This window comes from Micromonospora inyonensis (assembly GCF_900091415.1).
GTDB lineage: Bacteria > Actinomycetota > Actinomycetes > Mycobacteriales > Micromonosporaceae > Micromonospora > Micromonospora inyonensis.
The window spans coordinates 1,815,303-1,839,854 of sequence record NZ_FMHU01000001.1; the positions used below are offsets into that span (position 1 = coordinate 1,815,303).

21 protein-coding genes are annotated in these 24,552 nt (G+C 72.2%); 15 read left to right on the forward strand and 6 right to left on the reverse strand.

Annotated elements, in window-relative coordinates; translation table 11 throughout:
* Positions 1–233: 233 nt before the first annotated feature.
* Together GA0074694_RS08355 and GA0074694_RS08360 are read left to right on the forward strand one after the other, a co-directional pair.
* A complete protein-coding gene (locus GA0074694_RS08355) occupies positions 234–4,601 on the forward strand; it encodes a HAMP domain-containing protein (RefSeq protein WP_091454982.1) in 4,368 nt (1,455 codons plus the stop codon).
* Positions 4,598–5,155 carry a response regulator gene (locus tag GA0074694_RS08360; protein ID WP_091454985.1) on the forward strand — a complete coding sequence of 186 codons (558 nt, stop codon included), beginning with the start codon at positions 4,598–4,600 and terminating at the stop codon, positions 5,153–5,155. The genes GA0074694_RS08355 and GA0074694_RS08360 overlap by 4 nt, the downstream gene beginning before the upstream one ends.
* A 3-nt stretch (positions 5,156–5,158) precedes the next feature.
* On the opposite strand, the gene GA0074694_RS08365 is transcribed toward GA0074694_RS08360, so the two are convergent.
* On the reverse strand, positions 5,159–5,491 hold the full coding sequence (locus GA0074694_RS08365) for an STAS domain-containing protein (protein WP_091454988.1): 333 nt from the start codon (positions 5,489–5,491) through the stop codon (positions 5,159–5,161).
* A 157-nt stretch (positions 5,492–5,648) separates the two neighbouring features.
* On the opposite strand from GA0074694_RS08365, the gene hemL reads away from it, so the two are divergent.
* From hemL to mqnP, 9 genes are all read left to right on the forward strand, one after another.
* Positions 5,649–6,986: a glutamate-1-semialdehyde 2,1-aminomutase gene (hemL, locus tag GA0074694_RS08370; RefSeq protein ID WP_091454992.1), complete on the forward strand. Its 1,338-nt coding sequence runs from the start codon at positions 5,649–5,651 to the stop codon at positions 6,984–6,986.
* A 20-nt stretch (positions 6,987–7,006) separates the two neighbouring features.
* Positions 7,007–7,642, forward strand: coding sequence for a histidine phosphatase family protein (locus GA0074694_RS08375; RefSeq protein WP_176737933.1), 636 nt, complete (start codon positions 7,007–7,009; stop codon positions 7,640–7,642).
* Positions 7,642–8,202, forward strand: a complete 561-nt coding sequence (locus GA0074694_RS08380; protein ID WP_091455000.1) for a TlpA family protein disulfide reductase — start codon at positions 7,642–7,644, stop codon at positions 8,200–8,202. Before GA0074694_RS08375 ends, GA0074694_RS08380 begins: the two co-directional genes overlap by 1 nt.
* Complete coding sequence (locus tag GA0074694_RS08385) at positions 8,202–9,137, forward strand: cytochrome c biogenesis CcdA family protein (protein ID WP_091455003.1); 936 nt, start codon at positions 8,202–8,204, stop codon at positions 9,135–9,137. Before GA0074694_RS08380 ends, GA0074694_RS08385 begins: the two co-directional genes overlap by 1 nt.
* Positions 9,137–10,852, forward strand: coding sequence for a cytochrome c biogenesis protein ResB (gene resB / locus GA0074694_RS08390; RefSeq protein ID WP_091455007.1), 1,716 nt, complete (start codon positions 9,137–9,139; stop codon positions 10,850–10,852). The genes GA0074694_RS08385 and resB overlap by 1 nt, the downstream gene beginning before the upstream one ends.
* Positions 10,852–11,856 (forward strand): c-type cytochrome biogenesis protein CcsB, encoded by a 1,005-nt coding sequence (gene ccsB, locus GA0074694_RS08395; RefSeq protein ID WP_091455011.1) that lies wholly within the window; start codon positions 10,852–10,854, stop codon positions 11,854–11,856. The genes resB and ccsB overlap by 1 nt, the downstream gene beginning before the upstream one ends.
* 325 nt (positions 11,857–12,181) lie before the next feature.
* Complete coding sequence (locus GA0074694_RS08400; protein WP_245714594.1) at positions 12,182–13,342, forward strand: AAA family ATPase; 1,161 nt, start codon at positions 12,182–12,184, stop codon at positions 13,340–13,342.
* A gap of 201 nt (positions 13,343–13,543) precedes the next feature.
* On the forward strand, positions 13,544–15,007 hold the full coding sequence (locus GA0074694_RS08405) for a menaquinone biosynthesis decarboxylase (RefSeq protein WP_091455014.1): 1,464 nt from the start codon (positions 13,544–13,546) through the stop codon (positions 15,005–15,007).
* Entirely contained in the window at positions 15,004–15,906 is a 903-nt protein-coding gene (mqnP, locus tag GA0074694_RS08410) for a menaquinone biosynthesis prenyltransferase MqnP (RefSeq protein ID WP_091455019.1), read from the forward strand. Before GA0074694_RS08405 ends, mqnP begins: the two co-directional genes overlap by 4 nt.
* Positions 15,907–15,954: 48 nt before the next feature.
* Here mqnP and GA0074694_RS08415 read toward each other — a convergent pair whose 3' ends face one another.
* On the reverse strand, positions 15,955–16,911 hold the full coding sequence (locus tag GA0074694_RS08415) for a terpene synthase family protein (RefSeq protein ID WP_091455023.1): 957 nt from the start codon (positions 16,909–16,911) through the stop codon (positions 15,955–15,957).
* Between the two features lie 194 nt (positions 16,912–17,105).
* Here GA0074694_RS08415 and GA0074694_RS08420 point away from each other — a divergent pair, with 194 nt between their 5' ends.
* Positions 17,106–17,735, forward strand: a complete 630-nt coding sequence (locus tag GA0074694_RS08420; RefSeq protein WP_091455026.1) for a UbiX family flavin prenyltransferase — start codon at positions 17,106–17,108, stop codon at positions 17,733–17,735.
* Positions 17,736–17,804: 69 nt separating this feature from the next.
* Here the strand turns inward: GA0074694_RS08420 and GA0074694_RS08425 are convergent, their stop codons facing one another.
* Positions 17,805–18,074: a BldC family transcriptional regulator gene (locus tag GA0074694_RS08425; RefSeq protein WP_088981116.1), complete on the reverse strand. Its 270-nt coding sequence runs from the start codon at positions 18,072–18,074 to the stop codon at positions 17,805–17,807.
* A 270-nt stretch (positions 18,075–18,344) separates the two neighbouring features.
* Here GA0074694_RS08425 and GA0074694_RS08430 point away from each other — a divergent pair, with 270 nt between their 5' ends.
* The 3 genes from GA0074694_RS08430 to cds1 are packed head-to-tail and all read left to right on the forward strand — an operon-like array spanning position 18,345 to position 20,325.
* The gene (locus tag GA0074694_RS08430) at positions 18,345–18,803 is read left to right on the forward strand and encodes an Lrp/AsnC family transcriptional regulator (RefSeq protein WP_091455030.1); all 459 of its coding nucleotides are present in this window, start codon (positions 18,345–18,347) and stop codon (positions 18,801–18,803) included.
* Between the two features lie 41 nt (positions 18,804–18,844).
* Complete coding sequence (locus GA0074694_RS32660; RefSeq protein ID WP_245714595.1) at positions 18,845–19,186, forward strand: hypothetical protein; 342 nt, start codon at positions 18,845–18,847, stop codon at positions 19,184–19,186.
* 44 nt (positions 19,187–19,230) lie between these two features.
* The gene (cds1, locus tag GA0074694_RS08440; protein WP_091455033.1) at positions 19,231–20,325 is read left to right on the forward strand and encodes an L-cysteine desulfhydrase Cds1; all 1,095 of its coding nucleotides are present in this window, start codon (positions 19,231–19,233) and stop codon (positions 20,323–20,325) included.
* On the opposite strand, the gene GA0074694_RS08445 is transcribed toward cds1, so the two are convergent.
* From GA0074694_RS08445 to GA0074694_RS32665, 3 genes are all read right to left on the reverse strand, one after another.
* The gene (locus GA0074694_RS08445) at positions 20,322–20,954 is read right to left on the reverse strand and encodes a putative glycolipid-binding domain-containing protein (protein WP_245714596.1); all 633 of its coding nucleotides are present in this window, start codon (positions 20,952–20,954) and stop codon (positions 20,322–20,324) included. The two genes, cds1 and GA0074694_RS08445, sit on opposite strands and share 4 nt — an antisense overlap.
* A 164-nt stretch (positions 20,955–21,118) precedes the next feature.
* The gene (locus GA0074694_RS08450; protein ID WP_091458845.1) at positions 21,119–22,702 is read right to left on the reverse strand and encodes a DEAD/DEAH box helicase; all 1,584 of its coding nucleotides are present in this window, start codon (positions 22,700–22,702) and stop codon (positions 21,119–21,121) included.
* Positions 22,703–22,978: 276 nt separating this feature from the next.
* Complete coding sequence (locus GA0074694_RS32665) at positions 22,979–24,547, reverse strand: hypothetical protein (protein ID WP_091455036.1); 1,569 nt, start codon at positions 24,545–24,547, stop codon at positions 22,979–22,981.
* Between the last annotated feature and the right edge of the window lie 5 nt (positions 24,548–24,552).

The window sequence follows — 24,552 nt, forward strand, 5'->3', positions numbered from 1 at the left end:
TATCCTCCCCTCCCGTTTGCCGGCAAGCCAAGCGGGTCGACCCCCGGTCTCACCCCCCGGGCGCGTCGTCCGCCCCGCGCGTCACTCCGGCCCGGCCCGTCCCGGGCGATCTGCGGCGATGTATCGACGGGCGGGAGCGCCCGGGTGCGGCGCGGGGATGCGCAGCCCTGGTACGGGCACAATGATGGGATGGCCGGCACGAGCCTGGAGGCCCCCGAGCTGAGCGAGGAACGATGACGACGGCGAGAACCCCGGTCGGCGCGGACACCGCGGCGTCCGACCACGAGGCTGTCCTCGGCGAGCTGGCGGCGGCGCTGCGCCGGGTCGGTCAGGGTGACTTCAAGGTACGGCTTCCCCGACGGGCGGGCGTCGCCGGTGACGTGGTCGACGCCTTCAACGACGTCGTGTCGTTGCAGGAGCGGCAGTACTTCGACCTGCGCCGGATCAGCCGGATCGTCGGCCGGGAGGGCCGGCTCACCGAGCGGCTCGACGAGGAGGGGCTGGACGGTTCCTGGGCGGAGGGGCAGCGGGCGGTCAACTCGCTCATCGACGACCTGGGCCGGCCCACCACCGAGATCGCCCGGGTGATCGTGGCGGTCGCCGACGGTGATCTCTCCCAGCACATGGCGTTGGAGATGGACGGCCGGCCGCTGCGCGGTGAGTTCCTGCACATCGGCCGCACCGTGAACACGATGGTGGACCAGCTCTCCTCGTTCTCCAGCGAGGTGACCCGGGTGGCCCGGGAGGTGGGCACCGAGGGGAAGCTGGGCGGCCAGGCCGACGTGCGCGGCGTCGCCGGCACCTGGAAGGACCTCACCGACTCGGTGAACACCATGGCGTTGAACCTCACCGACCAGGTGCGGTCGATTTCTCAGGTGGCCACGGCGGTGTCCCGGGGCGACCTGTCGCAGAAGATCACCGTGTCGGCGAAGGGCGAGGTCGCCGAGCTGGCGCACACCATGAACGGGCTCACCGACACGCTCCGGCTCTTCGCCGAGCAGGTGACCCGGGTGGCCCGTGAGGTGGGTACCGAGGGCAAGCTGGGCGGCCAGGCGGAGGTGCCGAACGTCGCCGGCACCTGGAAGGACCTGACCGACAGCGTCAACTCGATGGCGTCGAACCTGACCGCCCAGGTCCGCAACATCGCCCAGGTCTCCACCGCGGTCGCCCGGGGTGACCTCTCCCAGAAGATCACCGTTGCCGCGCAGGGTGAGATCCTGGAGCTGAAGGACACCGTGAACACGATGGTGGACCAGCTGTCGTCGTTCGCCGACGAGGTGACCCGGGTGGCCCGTGAGGTGGGTACCGAGGGCAAGCTCGGTGGTCAGGCCCAGGTGCGCGGGGTGTCCGGCACCTGGCGCGACCTCACCGAGAACGTCAACCAGCTCGCCGGCAACCTGACCAGCCAGGTCCGCAACATCTCCCAGGTCTCCACGGCGGTGGCCAAGGGTGACCTGTCGCAGAAGATCACGGTGGACGCCCGGGGCGAGATCCTGGAGCTGAAGAACACCGTGAACACGATGGTGGACCAGCTGTCGTCGTTCGCCGACGAGGTGACCCGGGTGGCCCGCGAGGTGGGCACCGAGGGCAAGCTCGGTGGTCAGGCGCAGGTCAAGGGCGTCAGCGGTACGTGGCGGGACCTGACCGACAACGTGAACTCGATGGCGTCGAACCTGACGTCGCAGGTGCGCAACATCGCCTCGGTGACCACCGCCGTGGCCAAGGGTGACCTGTCGCAGAAGATCACGGTGGACGCCCGGGGCGAGATCCTGGAGCTGAAGTCGACCGTGAACACGATGGTGGACCAGCTGTCGTCGTTCGCCGACGAGGTGACCCGGGTGGCCCGCGAGGTGGGCACCGAGGGCAAGCTCGGTGGGCAGGCCCAGGTGCGCGGAGTGGCCGGCACCTGGCGCGACCTCACCGACAACGTGAACTCGATGGCGTCGAACCTGACCGCCCAGGTCCGGAACATCGCCCAGGTCTCGACGGCGGTGGCCAAGGGTGACCTGTCGCAGAAGATCACGGTGGACGCGCAGGGCGAGATCCTGGAGCTGAAGAACACCGTGAACACGATGGTGGACCAGCTGTCGTCGTTCGCCGACGAGGTGACCCGGGTGGCCCGTGAGGTGGGAACCGAGGGCAAGCTCGGTGGTCAGGCGCAGGTCAAGGGCGTGTCCGGTACGTGGCGGGACCTGACCGACAACGTGAACTCGATGGCGTCGAACCTGACGTCGCAGGTGCGCAACATCGCCTCGGTGACCACCGCCGTGGCGAAGGGCGACCTCGGCCAGAAGATCACCGTGGACGCGCAGGGCGAGATCCTGGAGCTGAAGAACACGGTCAACACGATGGTGGACCAGCTGTCGTCGTTCGCCGACGAGGTGACCCGGGTGGCCCGGGAGGTCGGCATCGAGGGCAAGCTCGGTGGTCAGGCCCAGGTGCGCGGGGTGTCCGGCACCTGGCGGGACCTCACCGAGAACGTCAACCAGCTCGCCTCCACCCTCACCACCCAGCTCCGCGCGATCTCCCAGGTCTCCACCTCGGTGACCCGTGGCGACCTGACCCAGCGGATCTCGGTCAAGGCGCAGGGCGAGGTCGCCGAGCTGAAGGACAACATCAACCAGATGATCGTCACCCTCCGGGAGACGACGAAGAAGAACGCCGAGCAGGGCTGGCTGGACTCGAACCAGGCCCGGATCGGCGGTCTGCTCCAGGGGCAGCGCGACCTCGGCGAGGTCTGCCGCATGATCATGATGGAGGTGACGCCGCTGGTCGACGCCCAGCTCGGCGCCTTCTTCCTCGCCGAGACCTCGGACGGCGTCACGCGACTGCGGCTCACCGCCTCCTACGGGTACGTCGCCCGGGGACACGAGGTCACCTTCGGCCCCGGCGAGGGCCTGGTCGGACAGGCCGCCCTCTCCCGCCGCACCATCCGGGTCAGCGCCGTGCCGGACGGCACCATCACCCTGCGCTCCGGCCTGGCCGAGACGAACCCGGCCGACCTGGTCGTCCTCCCCGTGCTCTTCGAGGGGGAACTGCTCGGGGTGATCGAGTTCGCCAGCGTGGCGACCTTCTCCGAGCTGCACCTCTCCTTCCTGGAGCGGCTGGTGCTGACCATCGGCATCGCGGTCAACACCATCCAGGCCAACCGGCGTACGGAGGAACTGCTCGCCCAGTCACAGCGGCTCGCCCTGGAGTTGCAGGAGCAGTCGGCGGAGTTGCAGCGCACCAACGCCGAACTGGAGGACAAGGCCCAGCTGCTGAGCGAGCAGAAGGGCAACATCGAGACCAAGAACCGGGAGATCGAGCTGGCCCGGCTCGGCCTGGAGGAGAAGGCGCAGCAGCTCACCCGGGCATCGGCGTACAAGTCGGAGTTCCTGGCGAACATGAGCCACGAGCTGCGGACGCCGCTGAACTCGCTGCTGCTGCTGGCCCGGCTGCTCGCCGAGAACTCGGAGCAGAACCTCACCCCGAAGCAGACCGAGTTCGCCCGGACGATCCACAGCGCCGGCTCCGACCTGCTCTCGCTGATCGACGACATCCTCGACCTGTCGAAGATCGAGGCCGGCCGGATGGACGTCCAGCCGGTCGACGTGCGCTTCTCCGAGATCCGCGGCTACGTCGAGCAGGCGTTCAAGCCGCAGGCCGAGGAGAAGGGCCTCGACTTCCAGGTCGAGATCGCCCAGGACCTGCCGACCACCGTGGTCACCGACGCCCAGCGGTTGCAGCAGATCCTGCGCAACCTGCTCTCCAACGCGGTCAAGTTCACCGACACCGGGACGGTCGCCCTCAGGATCGGACCGGCGGCGGAGAACGAGGTCTTCGACGTGCCGGCGCTGACCAACGCCCGGCAGGTGATCGCGTTCACGGTGGCCGACACCGGGATCGGCATCCCGGACGACAAGCTGTCGCTGATCTTCGAGGCGTTCCAGCAGGCCGACGGCACCACCAGTCGCCGGTACGGCGGCACCGGGCTCGGGCTCTCCATCAGCCGGGACCTGGCCCGCCTGCTCGGTGGCACGATCAGCGTGGCCTCCACGCCCGGACAGGGATCCACGTTCACCCTCTTCGTCCCCGACGTACTGGCCCCGGACGCGGTGGTCGCCCCGCTGCCGCCCTCGCCGGCCCGGGCCGGGCTGCCCTCGTCGCTGCTGATGCCCCCGCCCGAGGTGCCCAAGCCGCCGGAGGGCCCGGCGACCCGGCGGTTGGAAGGGGCCACGGTGCTGATCGTCGACGACGACGTCCGTAACGTCTTCGCCCTGACCAGCGCGTTGGAGCTGCATGGCATGACCGTGCTGTACTCGGACAACGGGGCGGACGGTATCCGGCTGCTCGCCGAGCATCCGGAGGTCGACATCGTGCTGATGGACGCCATGATGCCCGACCAGGACGGGTACGAGACGACCCGTTCGATCCGGCGCAACCACCGCTTCGCCGACCTGCCGATCGTCTTCCTGACCGCGAAGGCGATGCCCGGGGACCGGGAGTCCGCGCTGGCGGCGGGTGGCAGCGACTACATCACCAAGCCGGTCGACCTGGACGAGTTGATCGAGCTGATGTCGTCCTGGATCAGTGGCAGCGGACGCGAGGAGAACCAGTGACCCAGATGGCGAAGGCGCTGCTGGTGGACGACCGACGGGAGAACCTGATGGCACTGGAGGCGATCCTCCAGGGCCTGCCGGTGCAGTCGGTGGCCGTCGAGAGCGGCGAGGCGGCGCTGAAACAGCTCCTGGTGGACGACTTCGCGGTGATCCTGTTGGACGCCCAGATGCCGGACATGGACGGGTTCGAGACGGCGGGGCACATCAAGCGCCGGGAGCGGACCCGGCACATCCCGATCATCTTCCTCACCGCCGCCGACCGGGACGCCCAGCTCGCCCTGCGGGGGTACGCGGTCGGCGCGGTCGACTACCTGACCAAACCGTTCGACCCGTGGGTGCTGCGGGCCAAGGTGTCGGTCTTCGTCGACCTGTGGTCCAAGACCCGGCAGCTCGCCGCCCAGTCCGAGCTGGTCCGCGAGCGCGAGGCACAGTGGCGGGTGCTCACCGACGCGGTCGACGAGGCCACCGCGCTGCTGCGCTCCGACGACGACCCGGAGGCGCGGGACCGCGCCGTCGAGTTGCTGGAGCAGGCCCGCTGGGGCAATCCCCTCTGAGCCTCAGAGGGTGGACTGGTTACGGATCATGAGGGCGGAGCGCAGGCCGGTGATGTCCAGCACCCGGAGCAGGAAGTCACCGACCTGCGTGAGCACCAGGAGGCTCTGCGCGTGACTCGCCTTCCGGCTCAGCACCACGAGCGTGCCGAGCCCCTGCGAGTCGCAGAAGGTCACGCCACCGAGGTCGAGGACGATGCGTGGCGGTGGATCGGCGAGAATCTCGTTCACCGCGCTGGAGAGTTGGGCTGCGGTGAGCATGTCGATCTCACCGACCAGGCGCAACACCACTTCGTCGGCCGTCCGGTGTACCGTGATGGACAGTTCGGCACGATCCACCCGGTCAGCCTAGCGCGATCCGGGTGACCTGGCCTGCCGAGGTCGATCCGGTCCCCCGCGTGGGGTGGCGACCGGGGCCGGCGGTGGGGTGAGTCCGGTAACCCTGACCAGGGGCGGTTGTCGATCGGCCCCCCGTCGCTGACACAATGGCCGCATCGTGACGGATACGTACTCCGCCGGAACCGGCCGTTACCCGGCCGACGCACCGGCCTCCGAGGCCCTGTTCGACCGCGCCCGCGCCCTCGTGCCGGGCGGGGTGAACTCCCCTGTGCGTGCCTTCCGCGCCGTCGGTGGCACCCCGCGCTTCATGGTCCGGGGGGAGGGTCCCTGGCTGTACGACGCGGACGAGCGGCGCTACGTCGACCTGGTCTGCTCCTGGGGGCCGTTGATCCTCGGGCACGCGCACCCCGAGGTGGTCGCGACCGTCCAGGCCGCCGCCGCGCGGGGCACCAGCTTCGGCACCCCGACACCGGGTGAGGTCGAGCTGGCCGCCGAGATCGTCGACCGTGCCCCGGTCGACCAGGTCCGGCTGGTCAACTCGGGCACCGAGGCGACCATGTCGGCGATCCGGCTGGCCCGGGGCTTCACCGGCCGGTCCAAGATCGTGAAGTTCGCCGGCTGCTACCACGGTCACGTCGACGCGCTGCTGGCCGCCGCCGGGTCCGGCGTGGCCACTCTCGGCCTGCCCGACTCGCCCGGCGTGACCGGCGCAGCGGCCGGCGAGACGATCGTGCTGCCGTACAACGACCTCGCCGCGGTGGAGGAGGTCTTCGCCGCCGAGGGGCCGCGCATCGCCGCGGTGATCACCGAGGCCGCCGCCGGCAACATGGGCGTGATCGCCCCCCGGGACGGCTTCAACTCCCATCTCGCCCGGATCGCGCACGCGCACGGTGCCCTGCTCATCCTCGACGAGGTGATGACCGGCTTCCGGGTCTCCCGTTCCGGCTGGCACGGCCTCGACCCGGTCGACGCCGACCTGTGGACGTACGGGAAGGTCATGGGGGGCGGGCTTCCGGCCGCGGCCTTCGGCGGGCGTGCGGAGATCATGGCCCGGCTGGCCCCCGCCGGCCCGGTCTACCAGGCCGGCACGCTCTCCGGTAACCCGCTGGCCTGCGCCGCCGGCCTGGCCACCCTGCGCCTGGCCGACGACGCCGTGTACCGCCGCCTCGACGAGACCGCCGCCGTGGTGGGCAAGCTGGCCGGCGACACGCTGGCCGCCGCCGGGGTCCCGCACCGGCTGTCGTACGCGGGCAACATGTTCTCGATCTTCTTCACCGACGCCGACGTGGTCGACTACGACAGCGCCCGCACCCAGCGCGTGCCGGCGTTCACGGCGTTCTTCCACGCGATGCTGGCCGGCGGGGTCTACCTGCCGCCGAGCGCGTTCGAGGCGTGGTTCGTGTCGGCGGCGCTGGACGACGCCGCGTTGGAACAGATCGCCGCAGCCCTTCCGGCGGCGGCGAACGCAGCGGCGGCGGCAGGCCACGGAGGGTAGGTGCGGTGAGCGGCAAGACGGTGGTCCACGTGTTGCGACACGGCGAGGTGCACAACCCCGACAAGATCCTCTACGGTCGGCTGCCCGGCTTCCGCCTCTCCGAGCTGGGGGTGCAGATGGCCAAGGCCGCCGCACAGGGCCTGGCCGACCGGGACGTCGTGCACGTGGTGGCGAGCCCGCTGGAGCGCGCCCAGCAGACCGCCGAGCCGATCGCCGCCCAGTTCGGCCTCCCGGTCGGGGTGGACGAGCGGCTGATCGAGAGCGCCAACTGGTTCGAGGGCAAGAAGGTGTCGCCCGGTGACGGCTCCTTCCGCGACCCGCGCAACTGGTGGGTGCTGCGTGACCCGGTCACCCCCTCCTGGGGCGAGGCGTACCGGACGATCGCGGAGCGGATGTTCGCCGCGCTGCACGCCGCCCGGGTCGCCGCCGAGGGGCGGGAGGCGGTCTGCGTCTCCCACCAGCTGCCGATCTGGACGCTGCGCCGGTACGCCGAGCGCAAGCGGCTCTGGCACGATCCGCGTCGCCGGCAGTGCGGCCTGGCCAGCCTCACCTCGTTCCACTTCGAGGGAGCCAAGATCGTCGGTGTCGGTTACTCCGAGCCGGCCGCCCACCTGATCGCCATGTCGCCGACCGCCAGGACAGCCAAGGGAGCCTGATGAACGTCCGGAGGTGGACCGCCGCCCTGCTCGTCGCCGTCGCCACGGTGGCGCTGGCCGGCTGCGCCGCCAAGGGCGACGAGCAGCGCTGCGCGACCCGGGACGGCTTCCTGGAGTGCGCCCCCGACCGGCGCGGCACCGCACCGAAGGTCACCGGGGAACTCCTCGGCGGCGGCAGCTACGACCTCGCCCAGGACCGGGGCAAGGTCGTCGTGTTCAACTTCTGGGGTTCCTGGTGCAACCCCTGCCGGGCGGAGGCCGACGACCTGGAGAAGACCTTCCAGGCGACCAAGGGCGCCGAGGTCACCTTCCTCGGCATCAACGTGACCGACAGCCGGGACAAGGCGAAGGCGTTCGAGAAGAACTTCGGGGTCACCTACCCGAGCCTCTTCGACCCGCCCGGTCGTACCGCCCTGGACTTCGACATCGCGCCCAACGCCATCCCGGCGACCATCGTCCTCGACCGGGAGGGCCGGATCGCGGCGGTGCGTCGCGGCGCGGTCATCCAGGATGCCCTCCAACCGGTCGTGGAGCGGATCGTCGCCGAAGGCGCCCGCTGATGGGTGAGACCTTCCGCACCCTCGCCGAGAGCGGTCCGCTGCTGCTGGCGATCGGCGCGGCGGCCCTGGCCGGGCTGGTCAGCTTCCTCTCGCCCTGCGTGCTGCCGCTCGTCCCCGGCTACCTCTCCTACGTCACCGGCCTGGCCGGCGCCGACCTGGAGGGCCGGGGTGGTGGCAGCCGAGGTGGTAGCAGGGGACCCCTGTTACCGGATTCGGTCGAGGAAGGGCCCCCTGCAACCACCCCAGCCGGCGGCAGCGGCACCGGCGCCGGGGCGACCGCCTCCGGCGGAGCGGGCACCGCCCCGGGTAATGGGGGCACCGCGCTCGCGGTACGGGAGCGCGCGTCGACCGCCGCCGTGAAGGGGCGGGTGCTCGCCGGGACGCTGCTGTTCATCGCCGGCTTCACCGCGGTCTTCACCGCCACCGCGATCCTCTTCGCCAGCGTCGGCAAGGTCCTCTTCGCGTACGAGCGGGCGCTGGAGATCGGCATCGGCGCGCTGGTCGTCCTGCTGGGGCTGGCGTTCGTCGGAGTGCTGCCCGGCCTCCAGCGGGAGTTCCGGATCCACCGGCTGCCCAGCGCCGGCCTGCTCGGCGCACCCGTGTTCGGCGCGGTCTTCGCGCTGAGCTGGATGCCCTGCACCGGCCCGACCCTCGGCGCGGTGCTCGGCATGGCCGCCGCCGGCGGACAGACCGACCGGGCGGTGGTGCTCGCCGTGGCGTACTGCCTCGGGCTGGGGCTGCCGTTCGTGGTCTTCGGGCTGGCGTTCCAGCGGCTGCTCGGGGTCTTCCGGCTGATCCGCCGCAACAGCCGCTGGGTCACCCGGATCGGGGGGGTGCTGCTGGTCCTGATCGGCCTGGCCCTGGTCACCGGGGGCTGGCAGAGCTTCGTGATCTGGTTGCAGACCACCTTCGGGGTGGGCGAGGTGAGCATCTGATGGCACTCGTCGACCACCGGCCGGCGACCTCGACCCCGCCGGCCCCGAGCCGCCCCAACCCGGTGCTGGCCCTGCTGCGCAACTCCTGGCGGCAGCTCACCAGCATGCGTACCGCGCTGATCCTGCTCTTCCTGCTCGCGGTCGCCGCCGTTCCCGGCTCGGTGCTGCCGCAGCGCGGGGTCAACCCGGAGGACGTGGACGACTTCCTCGTCGAGCACCCCGACCTGGGCCCGGCGCTGGACCGGATCGGCGGGTTCGAGGTCTTCGGCTCGGTCTGGTTCTCCGCGATCTACCTGCTGCTGTTCACCTCGCTGGTCGGCTGCATCGTGCTGCGGCTCCGCGACCACGTCCGCGCCCTGCGGGCCGCCCCGCCCGCCGCGCCGAAGCGGCTGGAGCGGCTGCCGCAGCACGCGGTCCTGACCGGTCACGACGGCGACCCGGAGGCCATCGCGGCGGTGCTGCGCCGCCGCCGGTGGCGGGTGGTGGTCCGGGGCAACGAGGTCTCCGCCGAGAAGGGGTACCTCAAGGAAACCGGGAACCTCCTCTTCCACACCTCGATGATCGCGGTGCTGATCGGCGTCGCGCTCGGCTCGTGGTACGGCTGGAGCGGCAACCGGCTCCTGGTGGCCGGCGCGGACAACGCCTTCTGCAACACCCAGTTCCAGTACGCCGAGTCGAAGTTCGGCTCCCGCGTGCAGAGCCCCGACCTGCCCCCGTTCTGCCTGACCCTGGAGGACTTCCAGGCCCGGTTCCTGGAGTCCGGCCAGCCGGAGTTCTACAGCGCCACGGTCACCGTGGCCGAGGAGGAGCGTCAGGCGCGCCGGGAGAAGTTCTCGGTCAACTCGCCGCTGCGGCTCGACGGGGCGAGCGTCTACCTGCTCGGCCACGGGTACGCGCCGATCATCCGGTACACCGACCGCAACGGCGATTCGCAGACCTCGACGGTGCCGTTCCTGACCATGGACAACACGCTCACCGGTGAGGGCGTGGCGTTGTTCCCCGACGTCAACGCCGACCCGGCGACCGGGAAGCGGGACCCGAACCTCCAGGTCGCCTTCGAGGGGCTCTACCTGCCGACCGCGCCGGACGCCCCGCCGTACGTGCGGTCGGAGCACCCGACCGAGCGGAACCCGGCGGTCTTCCTGGTCGCGTACCGGGGCAACCTGGGTGTGGACGCCGGCATCCCCGGTTCGGTGTACCAACTCGACCAGCGGCAGGTCCGCACCGGCAAGCTCAAGCAACTCGGCGACGCGAAGCTGCTCAAGCCGGGCGAGAAATGGACCCTGGACGACGGCACCTCGGTGGAGTTCCTCGGCACCGAGCCGTTCGTCACCCTCTCCGTCCGGCACGACCCGGGCTCGACGCTGATGCTGGTCAGCTCCGGCGTGCTGTTGATCGGCCTGATGGGCTCGCTCTTCGGCCGACGGCGACGGGTGTGGTTCCGGGTGGTCCCGGCCGGGGCGGGCGGCTCCGGCGACGCGGTCCTCCCGGCCGGTACAGGCGGCCCCGCCGGTGTGACGACGGACGACGCCGACGCCCCGGCCGGAAGATCCACGACAGACGGTAGTAGTTTGGTGCAGGCCGGTGGGCTGCCGCGCACCGAGTACCCCGGGTTCGCCGACGAGTTCTCGCAGCTCGTCGACGCGGTCCGGGGCAGCGGCGGGACCGGTGCCGCCGAACAGGCCGCCCCGGGCTCGCGAGAAGGGACTGAGTGATGTCCGCGCTCTCCGATCAGCTGGTGACCTTCGCGATCCTCGCGTACCTGGTCGCGATGATCTGTCACGCCGTCGAGTACGCCCTGGGCAACGCCCGTACCCGGGTGGTGGCCGAGACGCCCGCCCGCGAGCTGGTCGGCGCGGGGGTCGGCGGGTCCGGCGGGGGCACGACCGGCACCGAAGCGGGCGCGGACGCCCCGACGGACCGGCCGGCTGGTGCGAAACCGCCGGCGCGTCCGGGCGGCCGGGCCCGACTGGCCGGCCGGATCGCGGTCGTCGCCACTGCGGTCGCCGCCCTGCTGCACCTCGCGGGCCTGGTCACCCGGGGCATCGCCGCCGACCGGATGCCCTGGGGCAACATGTACGAGTTCGTGCTGACGGTCTCGTTCATCGGGGTCGCCGGCTGGTTGGCGGTGCTCTGGAAGCGCCCCTCGCTGCGCCGCCTCGGGCTGTTCCTGACCCTGGTCATGGTGCTCCTGCTGGCCACCGCCGAGCTGGTGCTCTACGTGCCGGTGGTGCCGCTGGTGCCGGCGCTCAACTCGTACTGGTTCGTCATCCACGTCTCGACGGTCGTCTTCGCCTCCGGGATCTTCCTGCTCGGTGCGGTGCCGGCGGTGACCTACCTGATGCGCGCCGGGTACGAGCGCGGCAAGCGGAGCTTCCCGTACACGCTGGCGAAGCGGATGCCGACGGCGGAGAGCCTGGAGCGGCTGACCTTCGCGCTGCACGCGTTCGCCTTCCCGGTCTTCACCTTCGCGGTGATCGCCGGGGCGATCTGGGCCGAGGCGTCCTGGGGTCGGCCGTGGGGCTGGGACCCGAAGGAGACCTGGTCGTTCATCTCCTGGGTGATCTACGCCGGCTACCTGCACGCCCGGGCCACGCCGAGCGTGAAGCGCAACGTCGCCACCTGGATCGCGGTGCTGGGCTTCCTGACCATGCTGATGAACCTGTTCGGCGTGAACATCTTCTTCGAGGGCCTGCACTCGTACGGCGGCCTCGACTGAACGTGAGTGTGGCAGGGCCGGCGGAGGTGACGGCGGGGCAGCACGTCGCGGCCTGTGGCAACTCCGGCAACTCGACCCAGCCACATCTGCTGGACCAGGCTCCCTGACAACCGGCCGTCGCCGGCAGGGGAAGACCCTTCTCCTGTACGAGCTGGCCCAGGCGACCAACGGCTTCTACTTCGGCGCAACGGAGGCGACCCCGGCGGAGTCGCTCCGCCGGCTGGGCGAGGCGATCGGTCGGTACACCGAGGCACCGGGGCCGGTCTGGCTGACCGACTGGACCGAGGCCGTCGACGCGCTGCTCGCCCTTGGCCGGGACCGACCGGTGACCGTGGTGGTCGACGAGTTTCCCTACCTGGCCCGGGCGAGTCGGGACCTGCCGTCGACCATCCAGCACGCACTCACCCCGGGCAGACCGCAGCGTACGGAGTCCCGAACCCGCCTGCTGCTCTGCGGTTCCGCCCTCTCCTTCATGGGTGGACTGCTCGCCGGATCGGCACCCCTGCGGGGACGGGCGGGCCTGGAACTCCCGGTCGCACCGCTGGACTACCGGGCAGCGGCAGCGTTCTGGGGAATCGACGATCCGCTCATCGCCACCCGGTTGTTCGCCATCGTCGGGGGCACCCCGGCCTACCGCCGCGAGTACGTCCAGGACGACGCGCCAAGCGGCCCCGACGACTTCGACGACTGGGTGGTGCGGGCGGTGTTGAATCCGGCCCGGCCGCTGTTCCGGGAGGCCCGGTACCTCCTCGCCGAGGATCCGGATCTCCGGGACGCCGCGCTCTACCACTCCGTGCTCGCGGCGGTGGCCGAGGGGAACGGCACCCGGGGTGGGATCGCCGGCTACATCGGCCGCAAGGCCACCGACCTCCAGCATCCGCTGACCGTGCTGCAGGACGCCGGCCTGCTGGCCCGAGATCCGGATCCGCTGCGCAGCGGTCGGAGCCGGTACCGCATCACCGAGCCGTTGATCACCTTCTACCAGGCGGTCATGCGTCCGGCCTGGACCGCTCTGGAGCAGCGGCGTGGCGCGGACGTCTGGCGCCGCTCCCAACGCCGGTACGCCAGCGCGGTGCTCGGGCCGGGCTTCGAGGAGACCGTCCGGCAGTGGGCGCTCCGTTTCGCCGCACCGGAGACCTTCGGTGGGATCGTCGCCGAGGCGAGCGAGGCGACCCTGACCGACCCAGCCAGCCGGACCAGCCAGAAACTGGATCTCGTCGCGCTGGGGGAGCCACCGCCCGGACACGGACCACGGCCGCTGCTCGCGATCGGCGAGGTCAAGTGGGGCCGTACCCTCGGCCGGCCGGACCTGGACCGGTTGGAGCGGGCCCGGGCCCTGCTCACCGCGCGACCCGGCTGGGACGCCGGGCACGCCCGCCTGCTACTGGCCAGCGGGGAGGGTTTCACCGACGAACTCCGGCAGATCACCGCCCGACGACCGGACGTCCTCGTCGTCGACCCCGAACGGCTCTACTCCGGCGACTGACAGCCACGCCCCCCATCTCGTCGATCATGGACTCAGGGCACTGGCCAAACCGCACAATCGCCACCAATCACGTGCCACTACTTCATGATCGGCGAGTGGTCTGCCGGTCCTGCATCCTGGATCACGCCCGCCCCGCTCGGCGGCTTCCGGGTGGTGAGGACCGGGTGGGATGGGGCTCTGGCGGTGCGGGACACTGGGGGTATGGCGGTTCGTGGCTTCCCGTACACCGATCTCAAGGACTTCCTGAAGGCGCTGGAGCGCGCGGGGGAACTGCGGCGCGTGAGCGTGCCGGTGGACCCGACGCTGGAGATCAGCGAAGTCGTCACCCGGACGGTACGGGCGGGCGGGCCGGCGCTGCTCTTCGAGCGTCCCACCCGGGGCGAGATGCCGGTGGCGGTCAACCTCTTCGGCACCGAGAAGCGGATGGCGATGGCGCTCGGCGTCGAGTCGCTGGACGAGATCGGCGACCGGATCGGCGCGATGATCAAGCCGGAGCTGCCGGTCGGCTGGTCCGGGATCCGGGACGGGCTCGGCAAGGTGATGCAGCTCAAGTCGCTGCCTCCGCGCAAGGTGAAGACCGCCCCCTGCCAGCAGGTGGTCTACCGCGGTGACGACGTCGACCTCAACCGGCTGCCCGGGTTGCAGGTGTGGCCCGGCGACGGCGGGGTCTTCCACAACTACGGGCTGACCCACACCAAGCATCCGGAGACCGGCAAGCGCAACCTCGGGCTCTACCGCCTCCAGCAGCACAGCCACAACACCATCGGCATGCACTGGCAGATCCACAAGGACTCCACCGCCCACCACGCGGTCGCCGAGCGGCTCGGGCAGCGGCTGCCGGTGGCGATCGCCATCGGCTGCGACCCGGTGGTCAGCTACGCGGCCAGCGCGCCGCTCCCCAGCGACATCGACGAGTACCTGTTCGCCGGCTTCCTGCGCGGCGAGCGTACGGAGATGGTCGACTGCCTGACCGTGCCGCTCCAGGTGCCGGCGCACGCCCAGGTGGTGCTGGAGGGCTACATCGAGCCCGGTGAGCGGCTGCCGGAGGGCCCCTTCGGCGACCACACCGGCTTCTACACGCCGGTCGAGCCGTTCCCGGTGATGCACGTCGAGGCGATGACCATGCAGCGCGACCCGGTCTACCACACGATCGTCACGTCCAAGCCGCCGCAGGAGGACCACGGCCCGGGCAAGGCCACCGAGCGGATCTTCCTGCCCCTGCTCCGGATGTTGATCCCGGACATCGTCGACTACGACATGCCGGCCGCCGGGGTCTTCCACAACTGCGTGATCGTCTCGATCCGCAAGCGGTACCCGAAGCACGCCCAGAAGATCATGAACGCGATCTGGGGGGCCCACCTGCTGTCCCTGGTCAAACTGATCGTCGTGGTGGACGAGGACTGCGACGTGCACGACTACCACGAGGTCGCCTTCCGGGCCTTCGGCAACGTCGACTACTCGCGGGACCTGCTGCTCACCGAGGGGCCGGTGGACCACCTGGACCACTCGTCGTACCAGCAGTTCTGGGGCGGCAAGGCGGGCATCGACGCCACCCGCAAGCTCCCCACCGAGGGCTACACCCGGGGCTGGCCGGAGGAGATGACCATGTCGCCGGAGGTCGTCGCCCTGGTGGACAAGCGCTGGAAGGAGTACGGCATCCGATGACCGCGGTCACCGAACGACCCGGTCGGGTGAAGTCCTTCCTCCGGCTCGTCGCCATCGAGCACTCGGTCTTCGCGCTGCCCTTCGCGTACCTGTCCGCGCTGGCCGCGATGCGGCTCGACGGCGGGCGGGTACGTTGGCTCGACCTGCTGCTGATCACCGTCGCGATGGTCGGGGCGCGGACGTTCGCGATGGCCGCCAACCGGATCATCGACCGGCGGATCGACGCGCGGAACCCCCGTACCGCCGGGCGGGAACTGGTGACCGGGGCGGTGAGCGTGCGGACGGCCTGGACCGGCGCGGTGGTCGCGCTGGTGGTCTTCCTCGCCGCCGCCGCCCTGCTCAACCCGCTCTGTCTGGTGCTCGCGCCGCTGGCCGTGGTGCCCCTGGTCGTCTACCCGTACGGCAAGCGGTTCACCGACTGGCCGCACGCGATCCTCGCGGTCGCCCAGGCGGTCGGCCCGGTCGGCGCGTGGCTCGCCGTCACCGGCACCTTCGCCGGCTCGTGGCCGGCCTGGCTGCTCGGTGTCGCGGTGGGCCTGTGGATCGGCGGTTTCGACCTGATCTACGCCTGCCAGGACGCCGAGGTGGACCGCGAGATCGGGGTCCGCAGCGTCCCGGCCCGGTACGGGCTGCGCTTCGCCCTGCACGCCTCGACGGTGGCGCACGTGGTGACCTTCGCGCTCTTCGTCTGGTTCGGGACGCTGGTCGGGTTCGGCTGGCCGTGGTGGGTCGGACTGGCGCTGACCGCGCTCGCCTTCGGCTACCAGCACGTGGTGGTCAGCCCGACCGATCTGAGCCGGGTCAACCGGGCGTTCTTCACCGCGAACGGGTTCGTCGGGATCGCGCTCTTCCTCTTCGCCCTGCTCGACCTGGTGCTCCGGCAGGGCCTGGGGGCCTGAGCCCACCCGCCGGTCGCCTCAGGGCACGGGGTAGCGGGCGCTTTCCCGTCAGGGCGCCGGGTAACGGGGGCTCTCCAGCGTCCAGTCGATGGTGCCGCGTACGGAGTTCGCGACCGCGTCCAGGTGGACGGCGACCGCCGGGTCCACCTCCGGCCCGAACGACGGCACCGCCGCGCGCAGCGCCACGAACCGGTCCATCGCCGCCCGCCACCCGTCGGCTACCAGGGCGACCGCGGTCTCCACCGGCACCCCGTGCTCGTGTGCGGTGGCCAGCACCAGGTTGTGCCCGCCGGCACCGACCCGGTCCCGCTCCAGCGAGACCACGTCGTTGAACCAGGAGAGCAGGTCGTTCGCGGTCTCGGCGATCCGGACCAGCAGCGGATGGTGGTAGACGGCGTCCGGCAGCACCTGGCCGGTGGCGAACTCCACCAGCGCGTACGAGACGTACGCCGCCGACGTGGCCCGGCGCAGCGGCACGTACTCGGTGACCGTCGGCACCCGACCGGCGGCCTTGTTGACCGACTCGCGCCACGTCCCGTCCAGGTGGTGGGCCATCGCGTCGGTGAAGCGGACCTGCGAGCGGGCGGGCATCCGTGCCCGGGGAGCCCGCCAGGCGTCCACCAGCATCCGGCGCAACGGGCCGGTGAAACCGGGGTGGCGCGAGCGCGGCCCGGTCCGCAACAGCCTGATCACCCCCTGGCGCAGCCCGTCGACCTCCTCCGGGGTCGAACGGTGCGGTGTGTCGCAGAAGTCGTCGACCAGGAAGCACCAGGTGAACAGGGCGGCGAGGGTGCGTAGGTCGGCCGGGCTGGCGTCCGGGTAGATCCGGCCCGCGTACCGGGCGATGCCGGCCCGGTCCAGCCGGTCGAGGGCATCCCGGTCCAGCGGCAGGTCGAACCGGGCGAGCCAGGTGGACAGCCACTCCTGCGTGGCGTCGGCGTGCGGCGACAGCCGGGGCGGGATGGGGCAGTCGAACCGTGGCGATCCGAGGGATCCGCCGGTCATCACCGATTCCTTCCCCGCTGTACGTTATGCCCCTGCAGCATGCCAGGTGCAAGCGCTCTCCCGTCAGTCGACCCGGGGCGGCTGAGGTGGTTGCAGGGGTCCCCTGCTACCCAAAAAGCGGTAGTAGGGGACCCCTGCAACCACAAGCGGGGGCGGTGAACACCCCGCGGGGACGACCAGGCACGCTTGTCGGTATGCGTGAACCATGGGTGGTCGGGGTCTCCGGGGCCTCCGGTACGCCGTACGCGGCGGCGGTCCTGCGCGGGCTCCTCGACGCCGGGTCGGCCGTCGACCTGATCGTCTCCCGGGCGGCCCGGCTGACCGTTCTCGACGAGACCGGCCGACCGTTCCGGGACGGGCACTGGCGCGACGACCTGGGCGACTGGCTCGGGCGGGACCTCGCCGGGGCCGACCTGCGGTACTGGCCCGCCGGTGACCTGGCCGCCGGCCCGAGCAGCGGCTCCTACCGGGTACGCGGCATGGCGGTGGTGCCGGCCAGCACGGCGGCCTGCGCGGGCATCGCCATCGGGCTCTCAAAGGACCTGTTGCAGCGTGCCGCCGAGGTCAACCTAAAGGAGCGGCGGCCGGTGGTCGTGGTGCCCCGGGAGACCCCGGTGACCCGGAGTCATCTGGAGCACCTCATCGCGCTGCACGACGCCGGTGCGGTGGTGCTCCCCGCCAGCCCCGGTTTCTACGGTGCCGGGGCGGCGGCCTCGGCCCAGCAGTTGGTCGACTTCGTCGCCGGCAAGGTGCTGGACGCGCTGGGCGTACCGCACACGCTCTTCCGCCGGTGGTCCGGGGAACTCGGCGCGACCCTGGGCTGATTGGCCAGCCGTGGTGCGACGGGACACGGACCGGCGACCTGCCGCCCGGTCCGCGTGACCCGTCACCCGTCAGTACATGCCGGCGTTGGCCGGACCCGGGCCGGTGGAGGCCGTCGGTCCGACGTTGCGTGGCCGGTTCGCCACGTCCTCCCCCTCGTCGAGCATGCCCTCCCCCTCAAGCAGCGCCCGCACCTCGGATTCCCGGAACCGGCGATGCCCGCCCGGCGTCCGGATGCTGCCGATCCGGCCGGCTGCCGCCCATCTCGTCACGGTCTTCGGGTCCACCCGAAACAGCGCGGCCACCTCGCCCGGCGTCAGCAGGCGATCTCCAGTGTCCACAGCCCCCTCCTCGCGTCGACGAAGCCCTCGGCTGAACACACTGCCCCCGGCCGGTGCGAGCCCAGAGCCGTCATGAGGGACGTATGGCAATTACAGCACCGGCGAGGTGACGCGGTCCGCCAAACGCGAAAAAAGCACTGGTTGGGAACGGGGGAACGGTGGGACGACCGGGGGCACCCCGACGCTCCGATTGCCGGACGGACACGTGCCGTCAGGATGTCCGACGCCGGCCGGTTCGCGCAGCCCTTCCACGACTAGGGTCTACAGTCCGTGGACGCCATCGACCTGAGGCTCGTGGAGTTGCTGCGGGCCAACGCCCGTCTGTCGTACGCCGAACTCGCCCGGCAGGTGGGTCTCTCCGCTCCCGCCGTACACGAACGGGTCGGCAAGCTGGAGTCGGGCGGAGTCATCCGGGCGTACCGGGCGGAGGTCGAGCCAGAGGCGATCGGGCTCGCCGTCACGGCCCTGATCGGCATCGTCGAGGACTCCACCGCCGACACCGACGAGGTGCTGGAGGCCCTTCGGCAGATGCCCGAGATCGAGTCCTGCTACTTCATGGCCGGCGTGGAGTCCTTCCTGCTCAAGGCCCGGGTCACCACGATCGCCGAGCTGGAGCGGCTCATCCTCCGGCTGAACCGTACCCCCGGGGTGGCCTCCACCCGCACCGGCATCGCCCTGTCGACGAAGTGGGAGAACCGTCCCCAGCCGGGTGCCCCACCCGCCGGTTGAGCGGCCCCGCCGATGCAGTGCCCGCGCGGTACGGTGCGGCGGTGACGGATCGGACTCCCGGCACGGCGGTGGTGACCGGTGCGGCCGGCGGGCTCGGCCGCGCCATCGCCGTCGCGCTGCACGCCGACGGCTGGCGGGTGCCTCCTCACCGACCTGGACGCCGGGGCGGTGGCCGCCGTCGCCGGCCCGCTCGGCGGCTGGCCCGCCGGGCCGCCCGGCTGGCCCGGTGGCCCCGACCGGTGGTCGCGCTGCCCCGCTGGCGTGGCGCGCAGGTCCGCCTGCTCGACGCCCTGCCGGGGCTCGCGCTCCGGTTGGCCCCGCTGGTCCGCGCCGCCGGCCGGGCCGGGCAGCGCCGCCAGCGCCGCCGGATCGACGGTACGTGAACCGGCCGGTACCGGCCGGACGTGAAGATTGCTAGTTTCTCGTCGTGACTCATCTCGACCGGTGCGACGAGGCTGTCCGGGCGTGGGGGACCGAGGCGATCGCCGCCGTGGAGGCCGACGCGAACCGGTCGGCCGACACCCACCTGCTGCCGTTCCCCCTCCCCAGGGAGTGGGGTATCGACCTCTATCTCAAGGACGAGTCGGTGCACCCGACCGGCTCGCTGAAGCACCGGCTGGCCCGCTCGCTCTTCCTCTACGGGCTCTGCAACGGCTGGATCGGCCCGAACACCACGATCATCGAGGCGTCCTCCGGCTCGACCGCCGTCTCCGAGGCGTACTTCGCGCGGATGCTGGGACTGTCGTTCATCGCGGTGATGCCCGCCTCCACGTCCCCGGAGAAGATCGCCCAGATCGAGTTCCAGGGAGGCCGGTGCCACCTGGTCGACGACCCGGCCAAGGTGGTCGTCGAGGCTCGCTGGCTGGCCGAGGACGCGGGCGGGCACTTCATGGACCAGTTCACCTACGCCGAACGGGCCACCGACTGGCGGGGCAACAACAACATCGCCGAGTCGATCTACGCCCAGCTCAGCCTGGAGCGGCACCCGGTGCCGGCCTGGATCGTGGTGGGCGCGGGCACCGGCGGCACCGGTGCCACCATCGGCCGGTTCACCCGGTACCGCCGGCTGCCCACCAAGCTCTGTGTGGTCGACCCGGAGAACTCCGCGTTCTACCCCGCCTGGCAGGCGGCGGACTGGTCGGTCCGTACCGGCCGGGGTTCCCGGATCGAGGGGATCGGCCGGCCGACGGTCGAGGCGTCCTTCCTGCCCAGCGTGGTCGACCGGATGGTGCAGGTGCCCGACGCGGCCTCGCTGGCCGCGATGCGGGCCGGCTCGGCCGTGCTCGGCCGGCGCGTGGGCGGCTCGACCGGCACCAACCTCTGGGGCGCGTTCGGGCTGATCGCCGCCATGCTCGCCGAGGGGCGGACCGGGTCGGTGGTGACGCTCATCTGCGACGCCGGCGACCGGTACGCCGACACGTACTACGCCGACGACTGGGTGGCCGCGCAGGGGCTGGACCTCGCCCCGCACCTCGCCACCGTCGAGCGCTTCCTGAGCACCGGGGCCTGGCCCGTCGGCTAGCGCCCGGTGGCGACCCGATCGACGAGCCCCGGGTAGTGCCGCACGTAGCCGTCCGGGTCGAGGTCCAGGTCGGCGGTGAAGTCGCCGCTGGCGAACCGGACCCGTCCGCCACCGAGCGCCGTGTACGTCTGCTCGGCGGGCAGCACCAGCAGGCTCGGCACCAGCACCCAGACGACCTCGATCCGCCGTTCGGTGCCCGGCGCGGCGTCGGCCAGCCCGAACCGACGTACCGGGAGGCTGTTGAACAGCGGGGACGCGCCCAGGTCGACGTCCACCGCGTCGGCCAGCCGATCGGGATCGTCGGTGCCGGGCAGCCCGACGGGTGGCCGGCCGGCCGCGCGGAGCACGGCGTCGAGGTCGCCCTGCTCGCTGGTCACGACCCGCCAACGGTCCGGCTGCCGTTCCAGTCGGACCCCGCGCGACCAACCCGCCCCCTCGACCTCGACCTCCAGCCGGACGGTCGCCCACTGCGGCGTCGTGGTCAGGGCGTACCGGCAGGTGTACGGGACCGTGTCGACGGCCTGTGCCGTCCCCCGGGCGGTGAGCCCCTGGGCGTCGTCCAGCAGGGCGTGCTCGCAGCCGGTGGTGTCGGTGCGGCTCCAGAACAGCGACTTCGGCATGGTCGGCATGAGCCGGACACTACGGCAGGCCGGCAGAACCGGCACCCGGGTCGCGGGACCCCGCCGACGGTGCCCGGCGACACGGTCCTGGCGAGACGACGCGGAACGCTGCGTGTGGAGACGACACGGACGCCGCCGTGGCGACAGGTGCACCACGGCGGCGTCCGGCTGACTCAGTAGCTGCGCGCGGGTGCCCGTCCGCCGAATCCGCGCCGGTCGTCGGTCCGTCCCGGGAGTCCGCGCCGGTCGTCGCTCCGGCCGGCGTAGCCCCGGCGGTCGTCGGTGCGGCCCGCGAATCCGCGCCGGTCGTCGGACCGTCCCGCGTAGGCCCCACGGTCGTCGGTCCGAACCGGGTAGCCCCGGGGGTCCTCCGTGCGGCTGCGGTAGGCGGGGCGCTCGTCGGTGCGGCTGCGGTGACCGGAGCGGTCGTCACCGAAGCGCCGCTCGCCGAACCGCTGCCCGCCCCGGCCGTCGCGGTCGTCGAAACGCCGGGGACCGCTGGAGCGGTCGCCGGACCGGCGCGGCTCCTGCGGCTCGTTGGACACCGGCACGCCGCTGGGCTGCCGGGCACCGGTCAGCTCGGTCAACTCCGGGTCACCGAGCCGGACCCGCAGCTGGCCCGGCTCGACACCGGCCTTCTCCATCATGGCCAGGGTGGTCCGTCGCTGCTTCGGCAGGACCAGCGTGGCCACCGCGCCGGACTCACCGGCCCGCGCGGTACGCCCGGCCCGGTGCAGGTAGTCCTTCGGGTCCTTCGGCGGGTCGATGTGCACCACGAGCGAGACGCCGTCCACGTGGATACCGCGGGCGGCCACGTCGGTGGCGACCAGCACGTTCATCCGGCCCTCGCGGAACTCGGCCAGCGTGCGGGTACGCATCCGCTGCGTCTTGCCGCCGTGCAGGCCGCCGGCCCGCACGCCCACCGCGCCGAGCTGCTCCACCAACCGGTCCACGCCGAGCTGGGTACGGGCGAACATCATGGTCCGCCCGGGGCGGGCCGCGATCGACGCCGCCACCGCGAACTTGTCGTGCGGCGGGATCAGCAGCAGGTGGTGGTCCATGGTGGAAACGGCGGCGGTGGCCGGGGCGGTGGAGTGCGTGACCGGGTCGGTCATGAACCGCTTGACCAGCGAGTCGACGTCGTTGTCCAGGGTGGCCGAGAAGAGCAGTCGCTGAGCGTTGGCCGGCGTCTTCGCCAGCAGCTCGGTGACCTCGGGCAGGAAGCCCATGTCGGCCATCTGGTCGGCCTCGTCCAGGACGGTGATCTCGACGTCGTCGAGGCGGCACACCTGCCGGGAGATCAGGTCGCCGAGTCGTCCCGGCGTGGCCACGATGATCTCCACACCGCGCCGGAGGGCGTCGATCTGGCGGTCGTAGGGCACACCGCCCACGGCGGTCTTGAGGAACACCCCGACCGCCTTGCCCAGCGGCACGAGCGCGTCGTTGACCTGCATGGCGAGTTCCCGGGTGGGCACCAGGATCAGGGCTCGGGGATACAGCGGCCGGGCCCGGCCACCGTCGGCGACCCGGGCCAGCAGCGGCAGGCCGAAGGCGAGGGTCTTGCCCGAGCCGGTCTGGCCACGGCCGAGGACGTCCCGTCCGGCGAGGGCGTCCGGCACGGTGGCCCGCTGGATCTCGAACGGGGCGTTGATGCCCTGCCGGGCCAGCGCCCGGACGAGCGGCTGGGGGAGCCCCAGCGCGGCGAAGTCGACGTGGTCGGTGCCGTCGGTGGTGGCGGCGTGGTCGCCGGGGGTCACCAGCGGGGTGTCGAAGGCGGACGGGGACGTGCTGAGGTCAGCAAAGGTCGTCAAGAAATACCTCTCCAGCGGGGCGCATCTTCGCGATGGCCCGCCGCGGAAGGTGACGCCGCCGGTTCGCCCGCAAGATCGCCCATGGGCACGCGACGACGCGCACCAGGTCAGTGATCGATAGACAGTGTACGGCGCTCCGCGCGGTGGGCCACCACGACGCGACGGGTAGTGGGCGGGCTCACCCCGAGCGATCGGCTCCGGGGGCGCTTCCGGGGCGGCGGTTCACCCGTTGATCAGGTTTCCCATGAGGCCACCCATCGCGTCGTTCGCTATCAGGACCACCAGGAGGCCGATCGCCACGAGCAGCACGAGCGAGGCGGCCAGCACGATCACCACCCTGGTGGTGGAACGGGAGCGCTCGGTGGGGGTGTCCGTCCAGCCCTGGGCGAGGATGTGCCCGGTGAGGGAACCGGTGTTCTCGACCGGGTTCCCGCTGGGCAGGGCGACCGTGGCGAAACCGGGCCCGTCGGTGGCCGAACCGCCGTAGACCGTCCCGGGCTGGGCGGAGGTACCCGGACGGTCGTCGGCGCCGGCGTGGTCCCCGGCGGCCGGGATCCCGTTGGGCGGCAGGTGGTGGTGCACCGGCCCACCGCTGGTGGGCGTGAGGGGTGCGGGTTCTGCCGGCGCGGACCACCCGCCCGGGGCGGTCCCGCCGCGTCCGGGCGGCCCGGTCGGCGGCGGCCAGGCGGGCAGGGCCGGCTCCGGGACGACCGGTGGTGCCGACGCTTCGGAGGTCGGTGTGGCCCATGCGGCGGGTGGTTCGGAGGTCGGTGGGGCCCACGCGGCGGGTGGTCCGGAGGTCGGTGTGGCCCATGCGGCGGGCGGAGTGGGGGTCGGGGTGGCCGGGCCGCCGGCCTGTGAGCCACCCGAGGCGGCCGGTGTGTCCACGGTGGCCGGCGTTCCTCGCGTCGGCGGTGCCGGCACTCGGGCGCTGCCCCGGACGACCGGAGCCTTCGGTCCGCCGGACGGAACGCCCGGGACCGGGGTGGCGGAGGCCGGGGGCGGCGGGAAAGGCGGTGCCGGCATCGGTCCGGGCGGTGCCGGCGGCGGGGGAATCGGCGGGCCGGGCGGCGGTGCGGGCGGGCCCGGCGTCGGCGGCACCGGACCGGGTGGCGTGGGGGCCGGACCGGGCGGGTGTGGTGCCGGAGGCTTCGGCAGGGGCGGTGCGGGTGTCGGCACCGGGGGCTCGGGCAGCGGCTCGGGTTGTGGCTCCGGGACCGGACTGGGGGTGGGCGGGGGCGGTGGCTCGGCCGGTACGGGTGGCGTGGCGGGTTCCGGCTGCCGGGGAGACGGGGCGCCGGTGGGCGCGGCCGGGGCGGTGCCGGTGGACCCGGCGGACGTGGACTCGGCGGACCGGTACACCTTCGCCCCACCGGTACGCACGCCAGCGGCGATTCCGGCCTCCTCCGGCGACATCCGCTGCCGGCCCGGCACGGCGACACTGGCCCGGGCCGAGGAAGTGGGACTGCGCGGGGCCGGCACGACGGGCGCGTCCGCCATACCGGCGGGTGGGCTGGCGACGACGATGCTGGCCCGGCCCCGCGCCGTGGTGGCGGGGGCAGCCGTGCCCGACTGCCGCCCGACCTCGGCGGCTCCACCGTCCAGGGCCGCGGCGCCGGACGGCGCGGTGCCGGCGGCGTTCGGGGCGCTCCCGGCGGCGGTGGACGTGCTGCCGGCGGTGGCCGGGACGGAACCGCCCAGCGGGGTGTCGCCGTCACCGGGCGGACCGGTCACCGGGCGGGACCCGGCACCGGCCTCGACAGTTGCCGCCGGAACCTGCTGCTCGCCCATGTTCG

What these genes read in the sequence shown, in the direction of transcription:
- GA0074694_RS08380 (WP_091455000.1), top strand. Translation starts at nt 7,642, where the DNA reads ATGAACGTCCGGAGGTGGACCGCCGCCCTGCTCGTCGCCGTCGCCACG.
- GA0074694_RS08415 (WP_091455023.1), bottom strand. Translation starts at nt 16,911, where the DNA reads ATGACCGGCGGATCCCTCGGATCGCCACGGTTCGACTGCCCCATCCCG.
- resB (WP_091455007.1), top strand. Translation starts at nt 9,137, where the DNA reads ATGGCACTCGTCGACCACCGGCCGGCGACCTCGACCCCGCCGGCCCCG.
- GA0074694_RS08405 (WP_091455014.1), top strand. Translation starts at nt 13,544, where the DNA reads ATGGCGGTTCGTGGCTTCCCGTACACCGATCTCAAGGACTTCCTGAAG.
- ccsB (WP_091455011.1), top strand. Translation starts at nt 10,852, where the DNA reads ATGTCCGCGCTCTCCGATCAGCTGGTGACCTTCGCGATCCTCGCGTAC.
- mqnP (WP_091455019.1), top strand. Translation starts at nt 15,004, where the DNA reads ATGACCGCGGTCACCGAACGACCCGGTCGGGTGAAGTCCTTCCTCCGG.
- GA0074694_RS08445 (WP_245714596.1), bottom strand. Translation starts at nt 20,954, where the DNA reads ATGCCGACCATGCCGAAGTCGCTGTTCTGGAGCCGCACCGACACCACC.
- GA0074694_RS08355 (WP_091454982.1), top strand. Translation starts at nt 234, where the DNA reads ATGACGACGGCGAGAACCCCGGTCGGCGCGGACACCGCGGCGTCCGAC.
- GA0074694_RS08385 (WP_091455003.1), top strand. Translation starts at nt 8,202, where the DNA reads ATGGGTGAGACCTTCCGCACCCTCGCCGAGAGCGGTCCGCTGCTGCTG.
- GA0074694_RS32665 (WP_091455036.1), bottom strand. Translation starts at nt 24,547, where the DNA reads ATGGGCGAGCAGCAGGTTCCGGCGGCAACTGTCGAGGCCGGTGCCGGG.
- GA0074694_RS08420 (WP_091455026.1), top strand. Translation starts at nt 17,106, where the DNA reads ATGCGTGAACCATGGGTGGTCGGGGTCTCCGGGGCCTCCGGTACGCCG.